At 70.8% G+C, this 19,924-nt stretch carries 18 protein-coding genes; 16 read left to right on the forward strand and 2 right to left on the reverse strand.

The window, feature by feature from the left end; all coding sequences use genetic code 11:
• Positions 1–9: 9 nt before the first annotated feature.
• Together thrS and ACFY3J_RS12275 are read left to right on the forward strand one after the other, a co-directional pair.
• Positions 10–1,986 carry a threonine--tRNA ligase gene (thrS, locus tag ACFY3J_RS12270; RefSeq protein ID WP_390840827.1) on the forward strand — a complete coding sequence of 659 codons (1,977 nt, stop codon included), beginning with the start codon at positions 10–12 and terminating at the stop codon, positions 1,984–1,986.
• 90 nt (positions 1,987–2,076) lie between these two features.
• Positions 2,077–2,622, forward strand: a complete 546-nt coding sequence (locus ACFY3J_RS12275; protein ID WP_390840828.1) for an HIT family protein — start codon at positions 2,077–2,079, stop codon at positions 2,620–2,622.
• A 21-nt stretch (positions 2,623–2,643) separates the two neighbouring features.
• Here ACFY3J_RS12275 and ACFY3J_RS12280 read toward each other — a convergent pair whose 3' ends face one another.
• Both ACFY3J_RS12280 and ACFY3J_RS12285 read right to left on the reverse strand, forming a co-directional pair.
• On the reverse strand, positions 2,644–4,311 hold the full coding sequence (locus tag ACFY3J_RS12280; RefSeq protein WP_384175509.1) for a hypothetical protein: 1,668 nt from the start codon (positions 4,309–4,311) through the stop codon (positions 2,644–2,646).
• A gap of 169 nt (positions 4,312–4,480) precedes the next feature.
• Positions 4,481–6,679 carry an elongation factor G-like protein EF-G2 gene (locus ACFY3J_RS12285; RefSeq protein WP_390840829.1) on the reverse strand — a complete coding sequence of 733 codons (2,199 nt, stop codon included), beginning with the start codon at positions 6,677–6,679 and terminating at the stop codon, positions 4,481–4,483.
• A gap of 227 nt (positions 6,680–6,906) precedes the next feature.
• Here ACFY3J_RS12285 and pgsA point away from each other — a divergent pair, with 227 nt between their 5' ends.
• From pgsA to ACFY3J_RS12355, 14 genes are all read left to right on the forward strand, one after another.
• The gene (gene pgsA, locus ACFY3J_RS12290) at positions 6,907–7,635 is read left to right on the forward strand and encodes a phosphatidylinositol phosphate synthase (protein WP_384175745.1); all 729 of its coding nucleotides are present in this window, start codon (positions 6,907–6,909) and stop codon (positions 7,633–7,635) included.
• Positions 7,632–8,561, forward strand: coding sequence for a phosphatidylinositol mannoside acyltransferase (locus ACFY3J_RS12295; RefSeq protein ID WP_384175513.1), 930 nt, complete (start codon positions 7,632–7,634; stop codon positions 8,559–8,561). The genes pgsA and ACFY3J_RS12295 overlap by 4 nt, the downstream gene beginning before the upstream one ends.
• Entirely contained in the window at positions 8,558–9,721 is a 1,164-nt protein-coding gene (locus ACFY3J_RS12300; protein ID WP_384175515.1) for a glycosyltransferase family 4 protein, read from the forward strand. Before ACFY3J_RS12295 ends, ACFY3J_RS12300 begins: the two co-directional genes overlap by 4 nt.
• A 69-nt stretch (positions 9,722–9,790) precedes the next feature.
• On the forward strand, positions 9,791–10,333 hold the full coding sequence (locus ACFY3J_RS12305; RefSeq protein WP_384175517.1) for a hypothetical protein: 543 nt from the start codon (positions 9,791–9,793) through the stop codon (positions 10,331–10,333).
• 138 nt (positions 10,334–10,471) lie between these two features.
• Complete coding sequence (pdxS, locus tag ACFY3J_RS12310) at positions 10,472–11,386, forward strand: pyridoxal 5'-phosphate synthase lyase subunit PdxS (RefSeq protein ID WP_361412753.1); 915 nt, start codon at positions 10,472–10,474, stop codon at positions 11,384–11,386.
• A gap of 40 nt (positions 11,387–11,426) precedes the next feature.
• The gene (pdxT, locus tag ACFY3J_RS12315) at positions 11,427–12,035 is read left to right on the forward strand and encodes a pyridoxal 5'-phosphate synthase glutaminase subunit PdxT (protein WP_384175520.1); all 609 of its coding nucleotides are present in this window, start codon (positions 11,427–11,429) and stop codon (positions 12,033–12,035) included.
• A 47-nt stretch (positions 12,036–12,082) separates the two neighbouring features.
• Positions 12,083–12,835, forward strand: a complete 753-nt coding sequence (locus ACFY3J_RS12320; protein ID WP_384175522.1) for a YebC/PmpR family DNA-binding transcriptional regulator — start codon at positions 12,083–12,085, stop codon at positions 12,833–12,835.
• A gap of 155 nt (positions 12,836–12,990) precedes the next feature.
• Entirely contained in the window at positions 12,991–13,539 is a 549-nt protein-coding gene (gene ruvC / locus ACFY3J_RS12325; RefSeq protein WP_376398926.1) for a crossover junction endodeoxyribonuclease RuvC, read from the forward strand.
• Positions 13,536–14,141, forward strand: a complete 606-nt coding sequence (gene ruvA / locus ACFY3J_RS12330; RefSeq protein ID WP_390840830.1) for a Holliday junction branch migration protein RuvA — start codon at positions 13,536–13,538, stop codon at positions 14,139–14,141. The genes ruvC and ruvA overlap by 4 nt, the downstream gene beginning before the upstream one ends.
• Before the next feature lie 15 nt (positions 14,142–14,156).
• Positions 14,157–15,251 carry a Holliday junction branch migration DNA helicase RuvB gene (gene ruvB, locus ACFY3J_RS12335; protein ID WP_384175526.1) on the forward strand — a complete coding sequence of 365 codons (1,095 nt, stop codon included), beginning with the start codon at positions 14,157–14,159 and terminating at the stop codon, positions 15,249–15,251.
• 165 nt (positions 15,252–15,416) lie between these two features.
• Positions 15,417–15,908 carry a preprotein translocase subunit YajC gene (yajC, locus tag ACFY3J_RS12340; protein WP_384175528.1) on the forward strand — a complete coding sequence of 164 codons (492 nt, stop codon included), beginning with the start codon at positions 15,417–15,419 and terminating at the stop codon, positions 15,906–15,908.
• Between the two features lie 134 nt (positions 15,909–16,042).
• Positions 16,043–17,812 (forward strand): protein translocase subunit SecD, encoded by a 1,770-nt coding sequence (gene secD, locus ACFY3J_RS12345; RefSeq protein WP_390840831.1) that lies wholly within the window; start codon positions 16,043–16,045, stop codon positions 17,810–17,812.
• A gap of 1 nt (position 17,813) precedes the next feature.
• Positions 17,814–18,941, forward strand: a complete 1,128-nt coding sequence (gene secF, locus ACFY3J_RS12350) for a protein translocase subunit SecF (protein ID WP_390840832.1) — start codon at positions 17,814–17,816, stop codon at positions 18,939–18,941.
• Positions 18,938–19,477, forward strand: coding sequence for an adenine phosphoribosyltransferase (locus ACFY3J_RS12355; protein ID WP_141362739.1), 540 nt, complete (start codon positions 18,938–18,940; stop codon positions 19,475–19,477). The genes secF and ACFY3J_RS12355 overlap by 4 nt, the downstream gene beginning before the upstream one ends.
• The last annotated feature ends 447 nt before the right edge of the window (positions 19,478–19,924 follow it).

The following is a 19,924-nucleotide window of genomic DNA, read 5'->3' on the forward strand; positions in this document are numbered from 1 at the left end:
GAGAGACCGGTGTCAGACGTCCGTGTGATCATCCAACGCGATTCCGAGCGGGAAGAGCGCACGGTGACGACGGGCACCACGGCCGCCGACCTCTTCGCCGGCGAGCGCTCGATCGTCGCCGCGCGCGTCGGTGGCGAACTCAAGGACCTCGCCTACGAGATCGAGGACGGCGCGACCGTCGAGGGCGTCGAGATCTCCTCCGAGGACGGCCTCAACATCCTGCGCCACTCCACCGCGCACGTCATGGCGCAGGCCGTGCAGGAGATCTTCCCCGAGGCCAAGCTGGGCATCGGCCCGCCGGTCAGGGACGGCTTCTACTACGACTTCGACGTCGAGAAGCCGTTCACGCCCGAGGATCTCAAGGCCATCGAGAAGAAGATGCAGGAGATCCAGAAGCGGGGCCAGCGCTTCTCCCGCCGCGTCGTCACCGACGAGGCCGCCCGCGAGGAGCTGGCCGACGAGCCGTACAAGCTCGAGCTGATCGGTCTCAAGGGCACCGCGTCGCACGACGACGGAGCGGACGTCGAGGTCGGCGCCGGCGAGCTGACGATCTACGACAACCTGGACGCCAAGACCGGCGAGCTGTGCTGGAAGGACCTCTGCCGCGGTCCCCACCTGCCCTCCACCCGGCTGATCCCGGCGTTCAAGCTGATGCGCAACGCCTCGGCGTACTGGCGCGGCAACGAGAAGAACAAGCAGCTCCAGCGCATCTACGGCACCGCCTGGCCGTCCAAGGACGAGCTGAAGGCGCACCTGGACTTCCTCGCCGAGGCCGAGAAGCGCGACCACCGCAAGCTGGGCAACGAGCTGGACCTGTTCTCCATCCCCGAGCAGATCGGCTCCGGTCTGGCGGTCTTCCACCCCAAGGGCGGCATCATCCGCCGGGTGATGGAGGACTACTCGCGCCGCCGCCACGAGGAGGAGGGCTACGAGTTCGTCTACACCCCGCACGCGACCAAGGGGAAGCTCTTCGAGACCTCGGGCCACCTGGACTGGTACGCCGAGGGCATGTACCCGCCCATGCAGCTCGACGAGGGCGTGGACTACTACCTGAAGCCCATGAACTGCCCGATGCACAACCTGATCTTCGACGCGCGCGGGCGGTCGTACCGGGAACTGCCCCTGCGGCTCTTCGAGTTCGGCACGGTCTACCGCTACGAGAAGTCGGGCGTCGTGCACGGCCTGACCCGTGCCCGCGGCTTCACCCAGGACGACGCGCACATCTACTGCACCCGCGAGCAGATGGCCGACGAGCTCGACAAGACGCTCACCTTCGTGCTGAACCTGCTGCGCGACTACGGCCTGACCGACTTCTACCTGGAGCTTTCCACCAAGGACCCGGAGAAGTACGTCGGCTCCGACGAGGTCTGGGAGGAGGCCACCGAGACCCTGCGCCAGGTCGGCGAGAAGCAGGGCCTGCAACTGGTCCCGGACCCGGGCGGCGCGGCGTTCTACGGCCCGAAGATCTCCGTCCAGGTCAAGGACGCCATCGGCCGCACCTGGCAGATGTCGACGGTCCAGCTCGACTTCAACCTGCCCGAGCGCTTCGACCTGGAGTACACGGCCGCGGACGGCTCCAAGCAGCGCCCGGTCATGATCCACCGCGCGCTGTTCGGAAGCATCGAGCGGTTCTTCGCGGTGCTCCTCGAGCACTACGCGGGCGCGTTCCCGGCGTGGCTGGCGCCCGTCCAGGCGGTCGGCATTCCGGTGGGCGACGCCCACGTGGAGTACCTCCAGAAGTTCGCCGCGGACGCGAAGAAGAAGGGCCTGCGCGTCGAGGTGGACTCCTCCTCGGACCGCATGCAGAAGAAGATCAGGACGCATCAGAAGCTCAAGGTGCCGTTCATGATCATCGTCGGTGACGACGACATGAACGCGGGCACGGTGTCGTTCCGCTACCGCGACGGTTCGCAGGAGAACGGCATTCCGCGTGACGAGGCGCTGGCGAAGCTCCTCGACGTGGTGGAGCGCCGCGTACAGGTGTGATGCGGCGGCCACCGACATGGGCCTTCTGGCCCCCGGGGTATCCCCGGGGGCCTTTGCCTGCCCGCAGGCCGCACGCCATATGCTGCACGCATGACGAGTGAGCCGGAGCAGCAGATCGGAGTGGGGACGCAGGACGCGTTCCAGCGCCTGTGGACGCCCCATCGGATGGCCTACATCCAGGGCGAGAACAAGCCGAGCGGCCCTGGTGCCGACGACGGCTGCCCCTTCTGCTCGATCCCGGCCAAGTCCGACGAGGACGGGCTGATCGTCCGACGCGGCGAGCTGGTGTACGCGGTGCTCAATCTGTACCCCTACAACGGCGGCCACCTGATGACCGTGCCCTACCGTCACGTCGCCGACTACACCGACCTGACCGAGGCGGAGACCGCGGAGCTGGCGGAGCTGACCAAGCAGGCGATGCGGGCGCTGCGCGCCGCCTCCGGCGCCCATGGCTTCAACATCGGCATGAACCAGGGCACGGTCGCCGGCGCCGGTATCGCCGCCCATCTGCACCAGCACATCGTGCCCCGCTGGGGCGGTGACACGAACTTCATGCCGGTGGTCGGCCACACGAAGGTCCTGCCGCAGCTTCTCGCCGACACCCGCAAGATGCTCGCGGAGGCCTGGCAGGCGTAGCCCGCCCGGCGGGCGCACGCCTCACGCGTCGTAGGAGTCGGCCTTCCTCGGCGACACGTCCTGGACGGCGCCGCTGAGGACCGCGGAGCGGGAGCCGAACTTCTCGACGTTCACGCCGTTCTCCTTGAGGACCTTGAGCGCCGCGGCGTGCACCACCCGCAGCACGGGGGTGGCGGCGCGCAGCGCGTCGTCGGCCATGAAGCGGTGGCGCCAGGGCTGGTCGGCCCAGGCGTGCCGCAGGCCGAACGGCTCGGGCAGGGTGAGGCTGCCGCCGAGCCACTTCAGCAGGGGCGGGTACCAGGACAGGGGGGCACGGGCGGCGAGCCGTACCACCTCGTCGGCGTCGATCAGGGGCAGTTTCACCTTGCGGGTCTCCCAGAAGCGGAGCGCCTTCTGGACTTCCTTCTCCTTGGCCGCCGGTTTCTCGTTGAACAGGGGGTTGACCGGTCCCAGGGCGTGGCCGGTGACCTCGATGCGCAGGGTGTCGTGCAGCACGGTCACGGTGACCAGCATCGTGATCACCAGGTGGCCGTCCCAGAGGGTCCACTGGACCCCGAGGTAGTGGCGGTCGCCGCTGCCGAACTGCTGCTTGTTGCAGATGTCCTGTATGGCGTGCGTCTTGACCGTGTACGTCTCGACGTCGGTGCCGCTCGGCCGGGAGACCTCCTTGGCGTTCTCCCCGATCGGTGTGACGACCCAGTGGGTGACGGTCGGCTTGGGGAAGCCGCCGGTGTTGATGGAGGTGCGTTCGAGCATGACCAGGCCGCCCTGGATCGCGGTGATGACGTCCCAGCTGCGGAAGGGGTGGAACTCCTTGCCCGGTTCGGCGGAGACCAGTTCCTCGGCCAGCTGCCAGCTGCCCCAGCGCGTGCCCATGCCGAGTATGCCCTTGGGGCCGGCGTAGAAGACGGAGTTGGAGCGCTGTTCGGCGCTGAGCCGGGCGAGTTCCTTGCGTACTTGTTCGGCCGCGTCGCCGGGGTTGCCCGGTACGGCTTCGGGGATCTTGGCGCCCACGCCGCCGCCGGTCAGGAGACCTTCCCAGCGCTCCCGCAGTTCGCGCGCCGAGCGTTCGCAGATCTGCTTGGCCCAGAACCAGCCGATCACGGGCATGACGACCGCCGCGCGTGCGTACCAGGCCCAGAAGTCGGTGAAGGGCATCTTGATCAGGAAGAGCACGGCGAGTGCGGCCATGGCGACCAGCAGGGTGTTGGCGAGTGCGCCGGCTCGTTTGTCCTCACGTTTGCCGATGGTGGCGCGCAGGGTGAACACGAGCAGCCATACGAGGAGGCCGGGCAGGAAGAGCAGCCCGCACAGCACGGTCACCGCCGTCAGCCAGTTGTCGCGGTCGCGGCGGATGCGGTGGGCGGCCAGGCAGTGCTCCACGACGACCTGGGGTTCGAGGCCGAAGGACTGGATGAGCGGCTTGCGCCCGGCGCCGAGCATGCGGTCGATCACCGCGCGGGAGAAGGCCTCGCCGAACCTGGGGCGGAAGATCTTCGCCCAGGGGCGCGGCAGGCTGACCTTGGACTGGTGCCATTCGTTGTCCGCGGCCAGGATCTTGGTCACTTCGTCGTCCCGGTAGGCGGCCGCGGCGAGCGCGTTGGTCGCCGCCGTCTGCCCCGCCGAGCCGGACAGGGGCACCTGAGCCCCGGGACTGAAATCGAATCCGTCCGTCACTTCCGCCCCCATTGCCGCCGCTCCTGCATCTGCGGCCTTCCCGACTTCCCTGCCCCGCACACCTGTTGATCAGGTCATCAGGGTATCGGCAGCGGAGCGCGTGGACAGGTGGACGGCCGGAGCCGCCCACCTGTTCGCAACGATGCGTTCCAGTGCCCTGGTTGTGCGCCGGGCGCGCCGACTATGAGGCGTCGCGCCCCTGTTGGCGTACCCGGTCGGCCACCTGGGGCGGCATCGGCTCGTGCCGTACGTACCGGCGGTCGAAGCGGGCCGTGCCGTGCGACAGGGAGCGCAGGTCGATCGTGTACCGGCCGATCTCGATCTCGGGCACCTCGGCGCGTATCAGGGTGCGGCCGCTGCCCACCTGTTCGGTGCCCAGTACGCGGCCGCGCCGCCCGGACAGGTCGCTCATCACGGGGCCCACGTAGTCGTCGCCGACCAGCACGGTCACCTCGGCCACCGGTTCCAGCAGGTGGATCCGCGCGTCGGCCGCGGCCTCCCGCAGCGCGAGCGCGCCCGCGGTCTGGAAGGCCGCGTCGGAGGAGTCCACCGAGTGGGCCTTGCCGTCCAGCAGGGTGACGCGTACGTCGATCAGCGGGTGGCCGGCGGCGACGCCCTTGGCGGCCTGGGTCCGTACGCCCTTCTCCACCGAGGGGATGAACTGCCGTGGCACGGCTCCGCCGACGACCTTGTCCACGAACTCGATGCCCGAGCCGCCCGGCAGCGGTTCCACCTCGATCTCGCAGATGGCGTACTGGCCGTGGCCGCCGGACTGCTTGACGTGCCGTCCGCGCCCCGCGGACCGGTCCGCGAACGTCTCGCGCAGCGAGACCCGGTGCGGTACGACGTCGACCTGGACGCCGTAGCGGCTGCGCAGCCGTTCCAGGGCGACGTCGGCGTGGGCCTCGCCGAGGCACCACAGCACCACCTGGTGGGTGTCCGGGTTCTGCTCCAGGCGCATCGTCGGGTCCTCCGCGACGAGCCGGGCCAGGCCCTGGGAGAGCTTGTCCTCGTCGGGTTTGCTGTGGGCCTGGATGGCGAGGGGCAGCAGCGGGTCGGGCATCTGCCACGGCTCCATCAGCAGCGGGTCGTCCTTGGCGGAGAGCGTGTCGCCGGTCTCGGCGCGGCCCAGTTTCGCCACGCACGCGAGGTCGCCGGCGATGACGTGCGTCACCGGGCGCTGCTGCTTGCCGAAGGGGGTGGACAGGGCGCCGACCCGCTCGTCGACATCGTGGTCCTCGTGGCCGCGGTCGGCCAGGCCGTGTCCGGAGACGTGCACGGTCTCGTCGGGGCGCAGGGTGCCGGAGAAGACGCGGACCAGGGAGACGCGGCCGACGTACGGGTCGGAGGAGGTCTTGACGATCTCGGCGACCAGCGGCCCGTCGGGGTCGCACGGACGCAGTTCGCGCGGGCCGCCGTCGATGGTGGTGACCGCGGGTGCCTCGTGCTCCAGCGGGGTGGGGAAGCCGCGGGTGATCAGCTCCAGGATTTCCACGGTGCCGATGCCCTGCTTGGCGCCCTCGGCGGCGGGCGCGGCGGCCAGGACGGGGAAGAACGCCCCGCGGGCGACGGCTCGTTCCAGGTCCTCGATGAGCGTCTTGACGTCGACCTGTTCACCGCCGAGGTAGCGGTCCATGAGGGTCTCGTCCTCGCTCTCGGCGATGATGCCCTCGATCAGCCGGTTGCGGGCCTCCTCCAGCTGCGGCAGCTGGTCCTCGCCCGGTTCGGACTCCTTGCGCTCGCCGGAGGAGTAGTCGAACAGCTTCTGCGTCAGCAGTCCGACCAGACCGGTCGCGGGCGCGTGCCCGTCGGGTCCCTTCGGGCCGCGCAACGGCAGGTAGAGCGGCAGGACGGCGTCGGGGTCGTCCGCGCCGAACGCCTCCGCGCACACCCGCGTCATCTCCTCGAAGTCCGCGCGGGCGGCCTCCAGGTGTGTGATCACGATGGCGCGGGGCATGCCGACGGCCGCGCACTCCTCCCAGACCATGCGGGTCGAGCCGTCCACGCCGTCGGAGGCCGAGACGACGAACAGGGCCGCGTCCGCGGCGCGCAGACCGGCCCTGAGCTCCCCGACGAAGTCGGCGTAGCCGGGGGTGTCCAGCACGTTGATCTTGATGCCGTCCCATTCGACGGGCACCAGGGAGAGCTGCACCGAGCGCTGCTGCCGGTGCTCGATCTCGTCGTAGTCCGAGATGCTGCCGCCGTCCTCCACGCGGCCCGCACGGTTCACCGCTCCCGCGGTCAGCGCGAGAGCCTCCACCAGGGTCGTCTTGCCCGATCCGGAGTGGCCGACCAGCACCACATTGCGTACGGATGCGGGATGGTCGGCCGCCATTGCCCTGCCGGCGGCTCCGGGGTGGGTCTGCGTCTTGTCGCCCATGATCCTGCCTCCCGTTGAGGGTGAGGTCACTGTGGGCGCGGACACGCGGCACCGCGTGCACTGGCGGCTCCGGCGACGCCCGCGGTCCTTCGAGCTTTCCACTCCCGTCACGCTGCGTCCATACGAAGGACCCGATCCCGCCGTCGACCAGCGCTCGCGCACGGGTGGCCGCCGGTGCCCGCGGAGGTCGGGCGCCCGACCTCCGCGCACGCGCGTGCGTGGCTACGATGGGCCAGCCGGTGGCCAGCAGGGGCCGCCCGGCGACACCGACCCTCGGGAAGGCCATGCTGAACAAGTACGCGCGTGCATTCTTCACGCGTGTCCTCACACCGTTCGCCGCGTTTCTCATCCGCCGGGGCGTGAGCCCGGACACGGTCACGCTCATCGGGACCGCCGGAGTGGTCGCGGGCGCGCTGGTCTTCTATCCGCGGGGCGAGTTCTTCTGGGGCACGGTCGTGATCACGCTGTTCGTGTTCTCCGACCTCGTCGACGGCAACATGGCCCGCCAGCTCGGCCGCTCCAGCCGCTGGGGCGCCTTCCTCGACTCCACGCTCGACCGGGTCGCCGACGGCGCGATCTTCGGCGGTTTCGCCCTGTGGTACGCGGGTCATGGCAACGACAACGTGCTGTGCGCGGTGTCGATCTTCTGTCTGGCCAGCGGCCAGGTGGTGTCCTACACCAAGGCCCGGGGCGAGTCGATCGGCCTGCCGGTCGCCGTCAACGGGCTGGTCGAGCGTGCCGAGCGGCTGGTGATCTCGCTGGTCGCGGCCGGGTTCGCGGGCCTGCACAAGTTCGGGGTGCCGGGCATCCAGTACCTGCTGCCGATCGCCCTGTGGATCGTCGCCGCGGGCAGCCTGGTCACGCTGATCCAGCGGGTCGTCACGGTCCGCCGGGAGTCGGCCGAGGCGGAGGCCGCGGCGGCCCGGCGGGAGCAGGGGAGCGGGGCGGCGAAATGACCGTCCAGGAGCGGCTCACCGACGGGCTGTACGGGCTCGGCTGGGGCACCGTGAAGAAGCTCCCCGAACCGGTCGCCGTGCGGCTCGGCCGCACGGTCGCCGACCTGGCCTGGCGGCAGCGGGGCAAGGGTGTGCGGCGGCTGGAGGGCAACTACGCGCGCGTGGTCCCCGACGCGACCCCCGAGCGCCTTGCCGAGCTGTCGCGTGCGGGGATGCGCTCGTACCTGCGCTACTGGATGGAGTCCTTCCGGCTGCCGGCCTGGAGCGCCGAGCGGATCAGGGCGGGCTTCGACCCCAAGGACCTGCACTACCTGACCGACGCTCTGGCGGCAGGCAGGGGCGTCGTCCTCGCCCTGCCCCACCTGGCCAACTGGGACCTGGCCGGCGCCTGGGTCACCACCGAGCTGAAGACGCCGTTCACGACGGTCGCCGAGCGGCTGAAGCCGGAGACGCTCTACGACCGGTTCGTCGCCTACCGCGAGGGCCTCGGCATGGAGGTCCTGCCGCACAGCGGCGGCTCCGCGTTCGGCACGCTGGCCCGGCGGCTGCGCGACGGCGGCCTGGTCTGCCTGGTCGCCGACCGTGACCTGTCGGCCTCCGGGGTGGAGGTGACGTTCTTCGGCGAGACGGCCCGGATGCCCGCCGGGCCCGCCCTCCTCGCCCAGCAGACGGGAGCCCTGCTGCTGCCCGTCACCCTCTGGTACGACGACTCGCCCGTCATGCGGGGCCGTGTCCATCCCCCGGTCGACGTACCCGGGACAGGTACGCGGGCCGAGAAGACGTCTGTCATGACACAGGCGCTGGCCGACGCCTTCGCCACGGGGATCGCCGAGCATCCGGAGGACTGGCACATGCTTCAGCGCTTGTGGCTCGCGGACCTGGATCCCGGCCGGGATCCGGCGCGTCCCGGGAAGGCGACGGCGTGAGGATCGGCATCGTCTGCCCGTACTCGTGGGACGTGCCCGGTGGTGTGCAGTTCCACATCCGCGACCTGGCGGAGTACTTCATCGGCCTCGGCCACGAGGTGTCCGTCCTCGCCCCCGCGGACGACGACACCCCGCTGCCGCCCTACGTCGTCTCGGCCGGCCGTGCGGTCCCGGTGCCCTACAACGGCTCGGTGGCCCGGCTCAACTTCGGCTTCCTGTCGGCGGCCCGGGTGCGGCGCTGGCTGCACGAGGGCCGGTTCGACGTGATCCACATCCACGAGCCGACCTCGCCGTCGCTGGGCCTGCTGGCCTGCTGGGCGGCCCAGGGACCGATCGTCGCCACCTTCCACACCTCCAATCCCCGGTCGCGGGCGATGATCGCCGCGTACGCCATCCTCCAGGCGGCCCTGGAGAAGATCAGCGCGCGGATCGCGGTGAGCGAGTACGCCCGCCGCACCCTCGTCGAGCACCTCGGCGGCGACGCGGTGGTCATCCCCAACGGCGTCGACGTCGACTTCTTCGCCCGTGCCGAGCCCAAGCCCGAGTGGCAGGGGGACACGATCGGCTTCATCGGCCGCATCGACGAGCCCCGCAAGGGCCTGCCCGTGCTGATGCGGGCGCTGCCCGGGATCCTCGCCGCCCGTCCGGGGGCCCGTCTGCTGGTCGCGGGCCGCGGGGACGAGGAGCAGGCCGTGGAGGACCTGCCGAGGGAACTGCGCTCGCGCGTGGAGTTCCTGGGCATGATCAGCGACGAGGACAAGGCGCGTCTCCTGCGCAGCGTCGACCTGTACGTGGCCCCGAACACCGGCGGGGAGAGCTTCGGCATCATCCTGGTCGAGGCCATGTCCGCCGGAGCCCCGGTCCTCGCCGCGGACCTGGACGCCTTCGCCCAGGTCCTGGACCAGGGCAAGGCCGGCGAACTCTTCGCCAACGAGGACGCCGACGCCCTCGCCGAAGCCGCCGTGCGCCTGCTGTCCGACCCGTCCCGCCGAGCCGAACTGCGCGAACGCGGCAGCATCCATGTGCGCCGCTTCGACTGGTCGACCGTCGGCGCCGACATCCTCTCCGTCTACGAGACGGTCACCGCCGGGGCGGCGGCCGTCGCCGCCGACGAACGCACCACGGGGCTGCGGGCCCGCCTGGGCCTGGCCCGCGACTGACCTCGGCGACGCTTCCGTGACGCAAGGCCCCGGCCGTCCTGGCGGTGCGTCCCGGTAGCCTTGCCGCCCGTGACCGTAACGCTCATCTGGATTGTCGTCGCGCTCGTGGCCGTCGGGCTGTATCTGAGCTGGACGGCCGGGCGGCTGGACCGGCTGCACGCCCGTATCGACGCGGCGCGGGCCGCGCTGGACGCGCAGTTGCTGCGGCGGGCCTCGGTGGCGCAGGAACTGGCCACCTCCGGCGTGCTGGACCCGGCCGCCTCCATCGTGCTGTACGAGTCCGCGCACGCCGCGCGGCAGGCCGAGGAGGAGCAACGGGAGGTCGCGGAGAGCGAGTTGAGTCAGGCTCTGCGGGCCGTGTTCGCCGAGGCCCAGCAGGTCGAGGCGGTGCGCGAGGCGCCCGGGGGAGAGGAGGCGGCGCACGAGCTGACCGAGGCCGTGCGCAGGGTGCCGATGGCCCGCCGCTTCCACAACGACGCCGTGGGAGCCGCCCGCCGGCTGCGCGAGCACCGCAAGGTGCGGTGGTTCCGGCTGGCCGGACACGCCCCGTTCCCCCTGGCCTTCGAGATGGACGACGAGCCGCCGACGGCCCTGGCGGAGCGGGCCGCCTGACCCGAACCAGTGGCGCCCTTTCGGGCGGTGCCGGGCGAAAAGGATCCACCGGGTTCCCATTGGCCCTTGCCGTGGACTGGTCCAATCCCGTTTCCTCGGTGGCGCACCACACCCTCTTCTCCACAAGTGAGGTCACCCGTGTCCACCACGATTTCCGACTCCGCCCAGACCCCCGAGACCGGTACCGCCCGTGTGAAGCGCGGCATGGCCGAGCAGCTCAAGGGCGGCGTGATCATGGACGTCGTCACGCCGGAGCAGGCGAAGATCGCCGAGGACGCGGGCGCCGTCGCGGTCATGGCCCTGGAGCGTGTCCCCGCCGACATCCGCAAGGACGGCGGCGTGGCCCGCATGTCCGACCCGGACATGATCGAGGGCATCATCGACGCCGTCTCCATCCCGGTCATGGCCAAGTCCCGCATCGGCCACTTCGTCGAGGCCCAGGTCCTTCAGTCGCTCGGCGTCGACTACATCGACGAGTCCGAGGTCCTCACCCCGGCCGACGAGGTCAACCACTCCGACAAGTGGGCCTTCACCACCCCCTTCGTCTGCGGCGCCACCAACCTCGGCGAGGCCCTGCGCCGGATCGCCGAGGGCGCCGCGATGATCCGCTCCAAGGGCGAGGCCGGCACCGGCAACGTCGTCGAGGCCGTCCGCCACCTGCGCCAGATCAAGAACGAGATCGCCCGCCTGCGCGGCTACGACAACCACGAGCTGTACGCCGCCGCCAAGGAGCTGCGCGCCCCGTACGAGCTGGTCAAGGAGGTCGCCGAGCTGGGCAAGCTCCCGGTCGTGCTGTTCTCCGCCGGCGGTGTGGCCACCCCCGCCGACGCGGCCCTGATGCGCCAGCTCGGCGCCGAGGGCGTCTTCGTCGGCTCCGGCATCTTCAAGTCCGGCGACCCGGCCAAGCGCGCCGCCGCCATCGTGAAGGCCACCACCTTCTACGACGACCCGAAGATCATCGCGGACGCGTCCCGCAACCTCGGCGAGGCCATGGTCGGCATCAACTGCGACACCCTCCCCGAGGCCGAGCGCTACGCCAACCGCGGCTGGTGAGCCGGCTCCGAGGGACCGCACGCAGAGAGACCCCACGTACATGACCGACTCACCCGTCATTGGCGTCCTGGCCCTCCAGGGCGACGTACGGGAGCACCTCATCGCCCTGGCCGCGGCGGACGCCGTGGCCAGGCCGGTGCGGCGCCCCGAAGAGCTCGCCGAGGTCGACGGCCTCGTCCTCCCCGGCGGCGAGTCCACCACCATCTCCAAGCTGGCCGTCCTCTTCGGAGTGATGGACCCCCTCCGCGCGCGCGTGCGGGACGGCATGCCCGTCTACGGCACCTGCGCCGGCATGATCATGCTCGCCGACAAGATCCTCGACCCGCGTTCGGGCCAGGAGACCGTCGGCGGTATCGACATGATCGTGCGCCGCAACGCCTTCGGACGGCAGAACGAGTCGTTCGAGGCCGCCGTCGACGTCAAGGGCGTTCTGGGAGATCCTGTGGAGGGCGTCTTCATCCGCGCCCCCTGGGTCGAGTCCGTAGGCGCAGGGGCCGAGGTGCTCGCCGAGCACGACGGCCACATCGTCGCGGTCCGCCAGGACAACGCGCTGGCCACGTCGTTCCACCCGGAGCTGACCGGCGACCACCGTGTGCACGCCCTGTTCGTCGACATGGTGCGCGCGAACCGGACACCGGAGTCCTTGTAGGATTCCTGCGTTCGTACGCAGACGGGTTACGCGAAGGAGACAGGCAGATGTCCGGCCACTCTAAATGGGCCACGACGAAGCACAAGAAGGCCGTCATCGATGCCAAGCGCGGCAAGCTCTTCGCGAAGCTGATCAAGAACATCGAGGTCGCGGCTCGCATGGGCGGCGTCGACCTGGACGGCAACCCGACGCTCTACGACGCCGTGCAGAAGGCCAAGAAGCAGTCGGTGCCGAACAAGAACATCGACTCGGCCATCAAGCGCGGCGGTGGTCTCGAGGCCGGCGGCGCCGACTACGAGACGATCATGTACGAGGGTTACGGGCCGAACGGTGTCGCGGTGCTCATCGAGTGCCTCACCGACAACCGCAACCGCGCCGCCTCCGACGTCCGCGTCGCCATGACCCGCAACGGCGGCTCCATGGCCGACCCGGGCTCGGTGTCGTACCTCTTCAACCGCAAGGGCGTCGTGATCGTCCCCAAGGGCGAATTGTCGGAGGACGACGTCCTGACGGCCGTCCTGGACGCGGGCGCCGAGGAGGTCAACGACCTCGGCGAGTCCTTCGAGGTGCTCAGCGAGGCCACCGACCTGGTGGCGGTCCGCACCGCCCTCCAGGAGGCCGACATCGACTACGACTCCGCCGAGGCCAACTTCGTCCCCACCATGCAGGTGGAGCTGGACGAGGAGGGCGCCAAGAAGATCTTCAGGCTGATCGACGCGCTCGAGGACAGCGACGACGTGCAGAACGTCTTCGCCAACTTCGACGTCAGCGACGAGATCATGGAGAAGGTCGAGGCGTAACGCCGCCGCGGATCGCGCGGTCGCCCCGCACGCATGTCGGGCCGGTGGGACATTCCCGCCGGCCCGCCGTCGTTGTCGGTGGCAGCGGATAGCCTGGCGTCAGGCAAAGATCACCACCACGGACCGCGACCATGTCACGAGGGGAGGGGACACGCGTGCGCGTACTGGGAGTCGACCCCGGACTGACCCGCTGCGGCGTCGGTGTCGTCGAGGGAGTCGCGGGCCGGCCGCTGACCATGCTCGGAGTCGGAGTCGTCCGCACCCCCGTGGACGCCGACCTGAGCCACCGTCTGGTCGCCGTCGAGCAGGGGATAGAGCGGTGGCTGGACGAGCACCGCCCCGAATACGTGGCGGTGGAACGCGTGTTCAGCCAGCACAACGTGCGCACGGTGATGGGCACCGCCCAGGCCAGCGCCGTGGCGATGCTCTGCGCGGCCCGCCGCGGCATCCCGGTCGCCCTGCACACCCCCAGCGAGGTCAAGGCCGCCGTCACCGGCAGCGGCCGCGCCGACAAGGCGCAGGTCGGCGCCATGGTCACCCGGCTGCTGCGGCTCGCCGCGCCCCCCAAGCCGGCCGACGCCGCCGACGCTCTCGCCCTGGCCATCTGCCACATCTGGCGAGCCCCCGCCCAGAACCGGCTCCAGCAGGCCGTCGCCGCGCACGCGGCCGGACAACCCTCGACAACGAAAGGCCGTACGGCATGATCGCCTTCGTCAGCGGCACGGTCGCAGCCCTCGCCCCCGACGCCGCGGTGATCGAGGTCGGCGGTGTCGGCATGGCCGTGCAGTGCACCCCGAACACGCTGTCCACGCTCCGCCTCGGCCGGCCGGCCAGGCTCGCCACCTCCCTCGTCGTACGGGAGGACTCACTGACCCTGTACGGCTTCGCGGACGACGACGAGCGCCGGGTCTTCGAGCTGCTGCAGACCGCCAGCGGGGTGGGACCGCGACTCGCCCAGGCCATGCTGGCCGTGCACACGCCCGACGCCCTGCGCCGGGCCGTAGCCACCGGCGACGAGAAGGCCCTCACCGCCGTCCCGGGCATCGGCAAGAAGGGCGCCCAGAAGCTCCTGCTGGAGCTCAAGGACCGGCTCGGCGAGCCCGTCGGCGCACCCGTCGTCGGCGCACCGGTCACCCAGGGCTGGCGCGACCAGCTGCACGCGGCGCTGATCGGCCTCGGGTACGCCACCCGCGAGGCCGACGAGGCGGTGACCGCCGTGGCACCCCGGGCCGAGGCCGCCGGCGGCACGCCCCAGGTGGGCCAGTTGCTCAAGGCGGCCCTGCAGACCCTGAACCGAGCCCGCTGAGCCAGGAGTACGTGAGTGAACTGGGACGACACGACCGACACGCCCGCCGCCGAGGAGCGCGTCGGCCCCGGGGCGGAGCGGCTGGTGGGATCCGCCGCCGACGGTGAGGACCAGGCCGTCGAGGCCGCCCTGCGCCCCAAGGACCTGGGCGAGTTCATCGGCCAGGAGAAGGTCCGCGAACAGCTCGACCTCGTGCTGCGCGCCGCCCGGGCGCGTGGCGCCACCGCCGACCACGTGCTGCTGTCCGGCGCCCCCGGCCTGGGCAAGACCACCCTGTCCATGATCATCGCGGCCGAGATGGGCGCCCCCATCCGCATCACCTCGGGTCCCGCCATCCAGCACGCCGGCGACCTCGCGGCCATCCTGTCCTCCCTCCAGGAGGGCGAGGTGCTCTTCCTCGACGAGATCCACCGCATGTCGAGGCCCGCCGAGGAGATGCTCTACATGGCGATGGAGGACTTCCGGGTCGACGTGATCGTCGGCAAGGGCCCCGGCGCCACCGCCATCCCGCTCGAACTGCCCCCGTTCACCCTTGTGGGCGCCACGACACGCGCGGGCCTGCTGCCGCCCCCGCTGCGCGACCGCTTCGGCTTCACCGCACACATGGAGTTCTACGGGCCCGCGGAGCTGGAGCGCGTCGTCCACCGCTCGGCGAGCCTCCTCGACGTCCGGATCGACACCGACGGCGCCGCCGAGATCGCCGGCCGCTCCCGGGGCACCCCGCGCATCGCCAACCGCCTGCTGCGCCGCGTCCGCGACTACGCGCAGGTCAAGGCGGACGGGACCATCACGCGCGAGATCGCCGCCGCGGCCCTGGCGGTCTACGAGGTCGACGCCCGCGGCCTCGACCGGCTCGACCGGGCGGTCCTCGAGGCACTGCTGAAGCTCTTCGGCGGCGGTCCGGTCGGCCTGTCGACGCTCGCGGTCGCCGTGGGGGAGGAGCGCGAGACCGTCGAGGAGGTCGCCGAGCCGTTCCTCGTCCGCGAGGGCCTGCTCGCCCGCACTCCGCGCGGCCGTGTCGCCACCCCCGCCGCCTGGGCACACCTCGGCCTCACCCCGCCCGGCTCGTCAGCTGCGGGAAACGGACAACAGGGCCTGTTCGGGGCGTGAGGGCTGAGGTATTGGCCCGGGGAGGAACCCAGGTGTCATGCTGAGCGTTGTTCCTTGCATGCGGACTCGCCTAGACTCCGCCGATGCCGCCTTTGTAGGCAGTACACATACCCCCAACCAATCAGGCCGCTCCCCATCGCGGTCGTGTGAAGGAAGTTCCGACCCGTGAGTCTCGTGACCCTCCTCCCGTTCATCGTGCTCATCGGGGCCATGTTCCTGATGACCCGGTCGGCCAAGAAGAAGCAGCAGCAGGCCGCGGAAATGCGCGACCAGATGCAGCCCGGTAGTGGTATCCGCACCATCGGAGGCATGTACGCCACGGTCAAGGAGGTCAACGACGACACGGTCCTCCTCGACGCGGGCCCGGGCGTCGAGCTGCTGTTCGCCAAGAACGCGATCGCGACCGTCCTGAGCGACGACGAGTACAACCGCATCGTCCACGGCGTCGAGCACGACCTGAAGTCCGACGCCGACCTCGTCCCCGACGACGCCTCCTCCCTCACCGGTACCGACGAGTCCGCCGACACCGACGGCGCCTCCGACGACAAGCCCGTCGACCTCGGCAAGAAGGACGCGGCCGAGGAGCCGGCCGACGCGGCCGAGGCGAAGGCGGAGGACGAGCCGAAGAAGACCGACGGCGACTCCGAGGCGAAGTAGTCACCACCCAGGGCGCGCGGCACGACCTGCGCGCGCCCTGGGACGCGTTCACTTCGCGCGGGATTCCGACACCATGTGATGGCCGTCGCCGAGCTCACCCGGCGCGGGACGGCCCGAGAGGGAGTAACTAAAAGGTGGCTGTATCCAAAAAGGGACGCAGTGCGAGCGCCCAGAGCAAGCCGGGGCGCTCGCTGGCCCTCATTCTGATCGCCATCGTGGCGCTCACCGGAGGCATGTTCGTCACCGGCAACACCGCTCCGCGCCTGGGTATCGACCTGGCCGGCGGTACGAGCATCACGTTGCGGGCGGTCCCGGAGCGCGGTCAGGAATCCGCGATCAACAAGGCCAACATGGACACGGCCGTCAACATCATGGAACGCCGTGTCAATGGTCTCGGTGTGTCGGAGGCCGAGGTCCAGACCCAGGGGAATGACAACATCATTGTCAACATTCCCAAGGGCACCAACTCCAAGCAGGCCCGGGACCAGGTCGGCACCACCGCGAAGCTGTACTTCCGTCCGGTCCTCGCCACCGACATCAGCGGTGCCGCCCCGGCCGAGCCGTCGCCCAGCACCTCCCACAAGGCGAGCGACAAGTCCACCGGCAAGGCGACCCCCTCCGGTTCCCCGACTCCCTCGGCCACCGAGACCAAGCAGGGCCGCCCGGTCACCGACGCCCTCAAGGCGGACGCCACCCCGTCCGCGAGCGGCTCCCCGGCCAGCCCGAACGCCTCGGCGAGCCCGTCGGCCCCCGCCAGCGCCGCCCCGTCCCCGAGCGGCGGCTCCGGTGACGCGAACAGCAAGCTCCAGGCCGAGTACGCCGCCCTGGACTGCAGCAAGCAGGGCGTGCGCGCCACCGCCGGCAAGGGCGTGCTGCCCACCGAGTCGACCGTCGCCTGCGGCCAGGGCTCCCAGGGTCAGTGGCAGAAGTACCTGCTCGGCCCCGCCGAGGTGGACGGCACCGACGTCAAGAAGGCGGACGCCGTCTTCAACACGCAGACCGGCTCCGGCTGGACCGTGACCATGGAGTTCACCTCCAAGGGCGCCACGAAGTTCGCCGACATCACCGGCAAGCTGGCCAAGAACCCCTCGCCGCAGAACCAGTTCGCCATCGTCCTGGACGGCGACGTCGTCTCCGACCCGTACGTCAGCCAGGCGCTGACCGGCGGCAGCGCGGAGATCTCCGGCCGCTTCACCCAGGAGGAGGCGCAGAGCCTCGCCAACATGCTGTCCTACGGCGCGCTGCCGCTGACCTTCAAGGAGGACAGCGTCACCACCGTCACCGCCGCGCTCGGCGGTGAGCAGCTGCACGCCGGTCTGATCGCGGGCGCCATCGGCCTCGCCCTGGTCGTGATCTACCTGGTGGTCTACTACCGCGGACTGGCGATGATCGCCATCGCCTCCCTGCTGGTCTCCGCGATCCTCACCTACACGCTCATGTCGCTGCTCGGCCCGACCATCGGCTTCGCGCTGAACCTGCCGGCCGTCTGCGGCGCGATCGTCGCGATCGGTATCACCGCGGACTCGTTCATCGTGTTCTTCGAACGCATAAGGGACGAGATCCGCGAGGGCCGTTCGTTGCGCCCCGCCGTGGAGCGCGGCTGGCCGCGGGCCCGGCGCACCGTCCTCGTCTCGGACTTCGTGTCGTTCCTGGCCGCCGCCGTGCTGTTCATCGTGACCGTCGGCAAGGTGCAGGGCTTCGCGTTCACGCTCGGCCTGACCACGGTGCTCGACGTGGTCGTCATCTTCCTGTTCACCAAGCCGCTGATGACGATCCTCGCCCGCCGCCAGTTCTTCTCCAGTGGGCACAGCTGGTCCGGTCTGGACCCCAAGCGCCTGGGTGCCAAGCCTCCGCTGCGCCGCACCCGCCGTCCCTCCGCCCCCATCGAGACGAAGGAGGCGTGAGGTGTCCAAGCTCGGCAACCTCGGCGCCCGACTGCACCATGGCGAGGTCGGCTACGACTTCATCAAGAACCGCAAGATCTGGTACGGCATCTCGATCCTGATCACCATCACGGCCATCCTGGGCCTGGCGGTGCGCGGCCTGAACATGGGCATCGAGTTCCAGGGCGGGGCGGTCTTCACCACGCCGAAGCACATGAGCGCGTCGGTGGCCCAGGCCGAGGACTTCGCCCACAACGCCTCGGGCCAGGAGTCGATCGTCCAGAAGCTCGGTGATGGCAGCCTGCGCATCCAGATCGCCGGCATCGAGACCGGCAAGTCCGACCAGATCAAGGAAGACCTGGCCAAGGACCTGAAGGTCAATCCGGAGCACATCAACGCCGACCTGGTCGGTCCGAGCTGGGGCGAGCAGATCGCCAACAAGGCCTGGCAGGGCCTGGCGATCTTCATGATCCTGGTCGTGATCTACCTGGCGATCGCCTTCGAGTGGCGCATGGCGCTGGCCGCGCTGGTCGCGCTGATCCACGACCTGACGATCACCACCGGCGTCTACGCCCTCGTCGGCTTCGAGGTCACGCCCGGCACGGTGATCGGTCTGCTGACGATCCTCGGTTACTCGCTCTACGACACGGTCGTCGTCTTCGACAGCCTCAAGGAGCAGACGAAGGACATCACCCGGCAGACCCGCTGGACGTACAGCGAGATCGCGAACCGCTCGATCAACGGCACGCTGATCCGTTCCATCAACACCACCGTGGTGGCGCTGCTGCCGGTGGCGGGCCTGCTGTTCATCGGCGGCGGTGTGCTCGGCGCGGGCATGCTGAACGACATCTCGCTGTCGCTGTTCGTCGGCCTCGCGGCCGGTGCGTACTCCTCGATCTTCATCGCCACGCCGCTCGTCGCCGACCTCAAGGAACTCGAGCCGCAGATGAAGGCCCTCAAGAAGCGCGTGCTCGCCAAGCGGGCGCAGGCGGCGGCGCAGGGCGAGCCCCTGGAGGCGGAGTCCGACGGGGTCACCGCCGGTGACGAGCCGGAGGACCCGGAGGACGCCACACCCGCCGTGGTGGGCCCGCGCAACCAGCCCGCCTCCCGCGGCCGGGGCCGCGGCCGACCCTCGGGGAAGCGACGATGACCGACGTCCAGGAACTGCTGCTCAGCCGCATCCGTGATGTGGCCGACTATCCGTCGCCGGGGGTGATGTTCAAGGACATCACCCCGCTCCTGGCGGATCCGGCGGCGTTCACCGTCCTCACGGACGCGCTGGCGGAGGTCGGCACCCGGGAGGGGGCGACGAAGGTCGTCGGCCTGGAGGCCCGCGGCTTCATCCTCGGCGCCCCGGTCGCGCTCCGCGCGGGCCTCGGCTTCATCCCCGTGCGCAAGGCGGGCAAGCTCCCCGGAGCGACGCTGAGCCAGGCGTACGACCTGGAGTACGGCTCGGCGGAGATCGAGGTCCACGCGGAGGACCTGAGCGCGGGGGACCGTGTTCTCGTCGTCGACGACGTGCTCGCGACGGGGGGTACCGCTGAGGCGTCCATCCAGCTCATCCGGCGGGCGGGGGCGGAGGTCGCCGGTGTGGCGGTACTGATGGAACTCGGGTTTCTCGGTGGGCGGACGCGGTTGGAGCCGGCGCTGTCGGGGGCGCCGCTGGAGGCGCTCCTCCGCCTCTGAGCGAGGGGGTGGGGGGGGGGGGGGCCCCCGCCCCCCCCCCCCCCGCCCCCCCCCCCCGCCCCCGCCCCCCCCCCCCCCCCCCCCGGGGGGGGGGGGGGGGGCCCCGCCGGGGGGGGGGGGGGGGGGGGGGGGGGGGGGGGGGGGTGGGGCCCCCCCGGCCGGGGGGGGGGGGGGGGGGGGGGGTGGCCCCCCCCCCCCCCACTTCTCGGGGCCGCGCCCCGGCTCCGCCCGCCCGCCCACCCGTCTCGGTGGGTGGGGAGGGTCCCGCCTCTGGGGCTTCGCCCCAGACCCCGGCGGGGCTTCGCCCCCTGCGCCCCCGGGTTCGCGGCCGCGCTGCCGTCTCGGGGCCCTGTGCCCTTCGGATTACCGACCGGCCGCCAGTCTCGGTTGGGGGCCCGTCCTGGGGCTTCGCCCCAGACTCTGGCGGCGGCTCCGCCCCCTGCGCTC

This window comes from Streptomyces sp. NPDC001231, assembly GCF_042896885.1.
Lineage (GTDB): Bacteria > Actinomycetota > Actinomycetes > Streptomycetales > Streptomycetaceae > Streptomyces.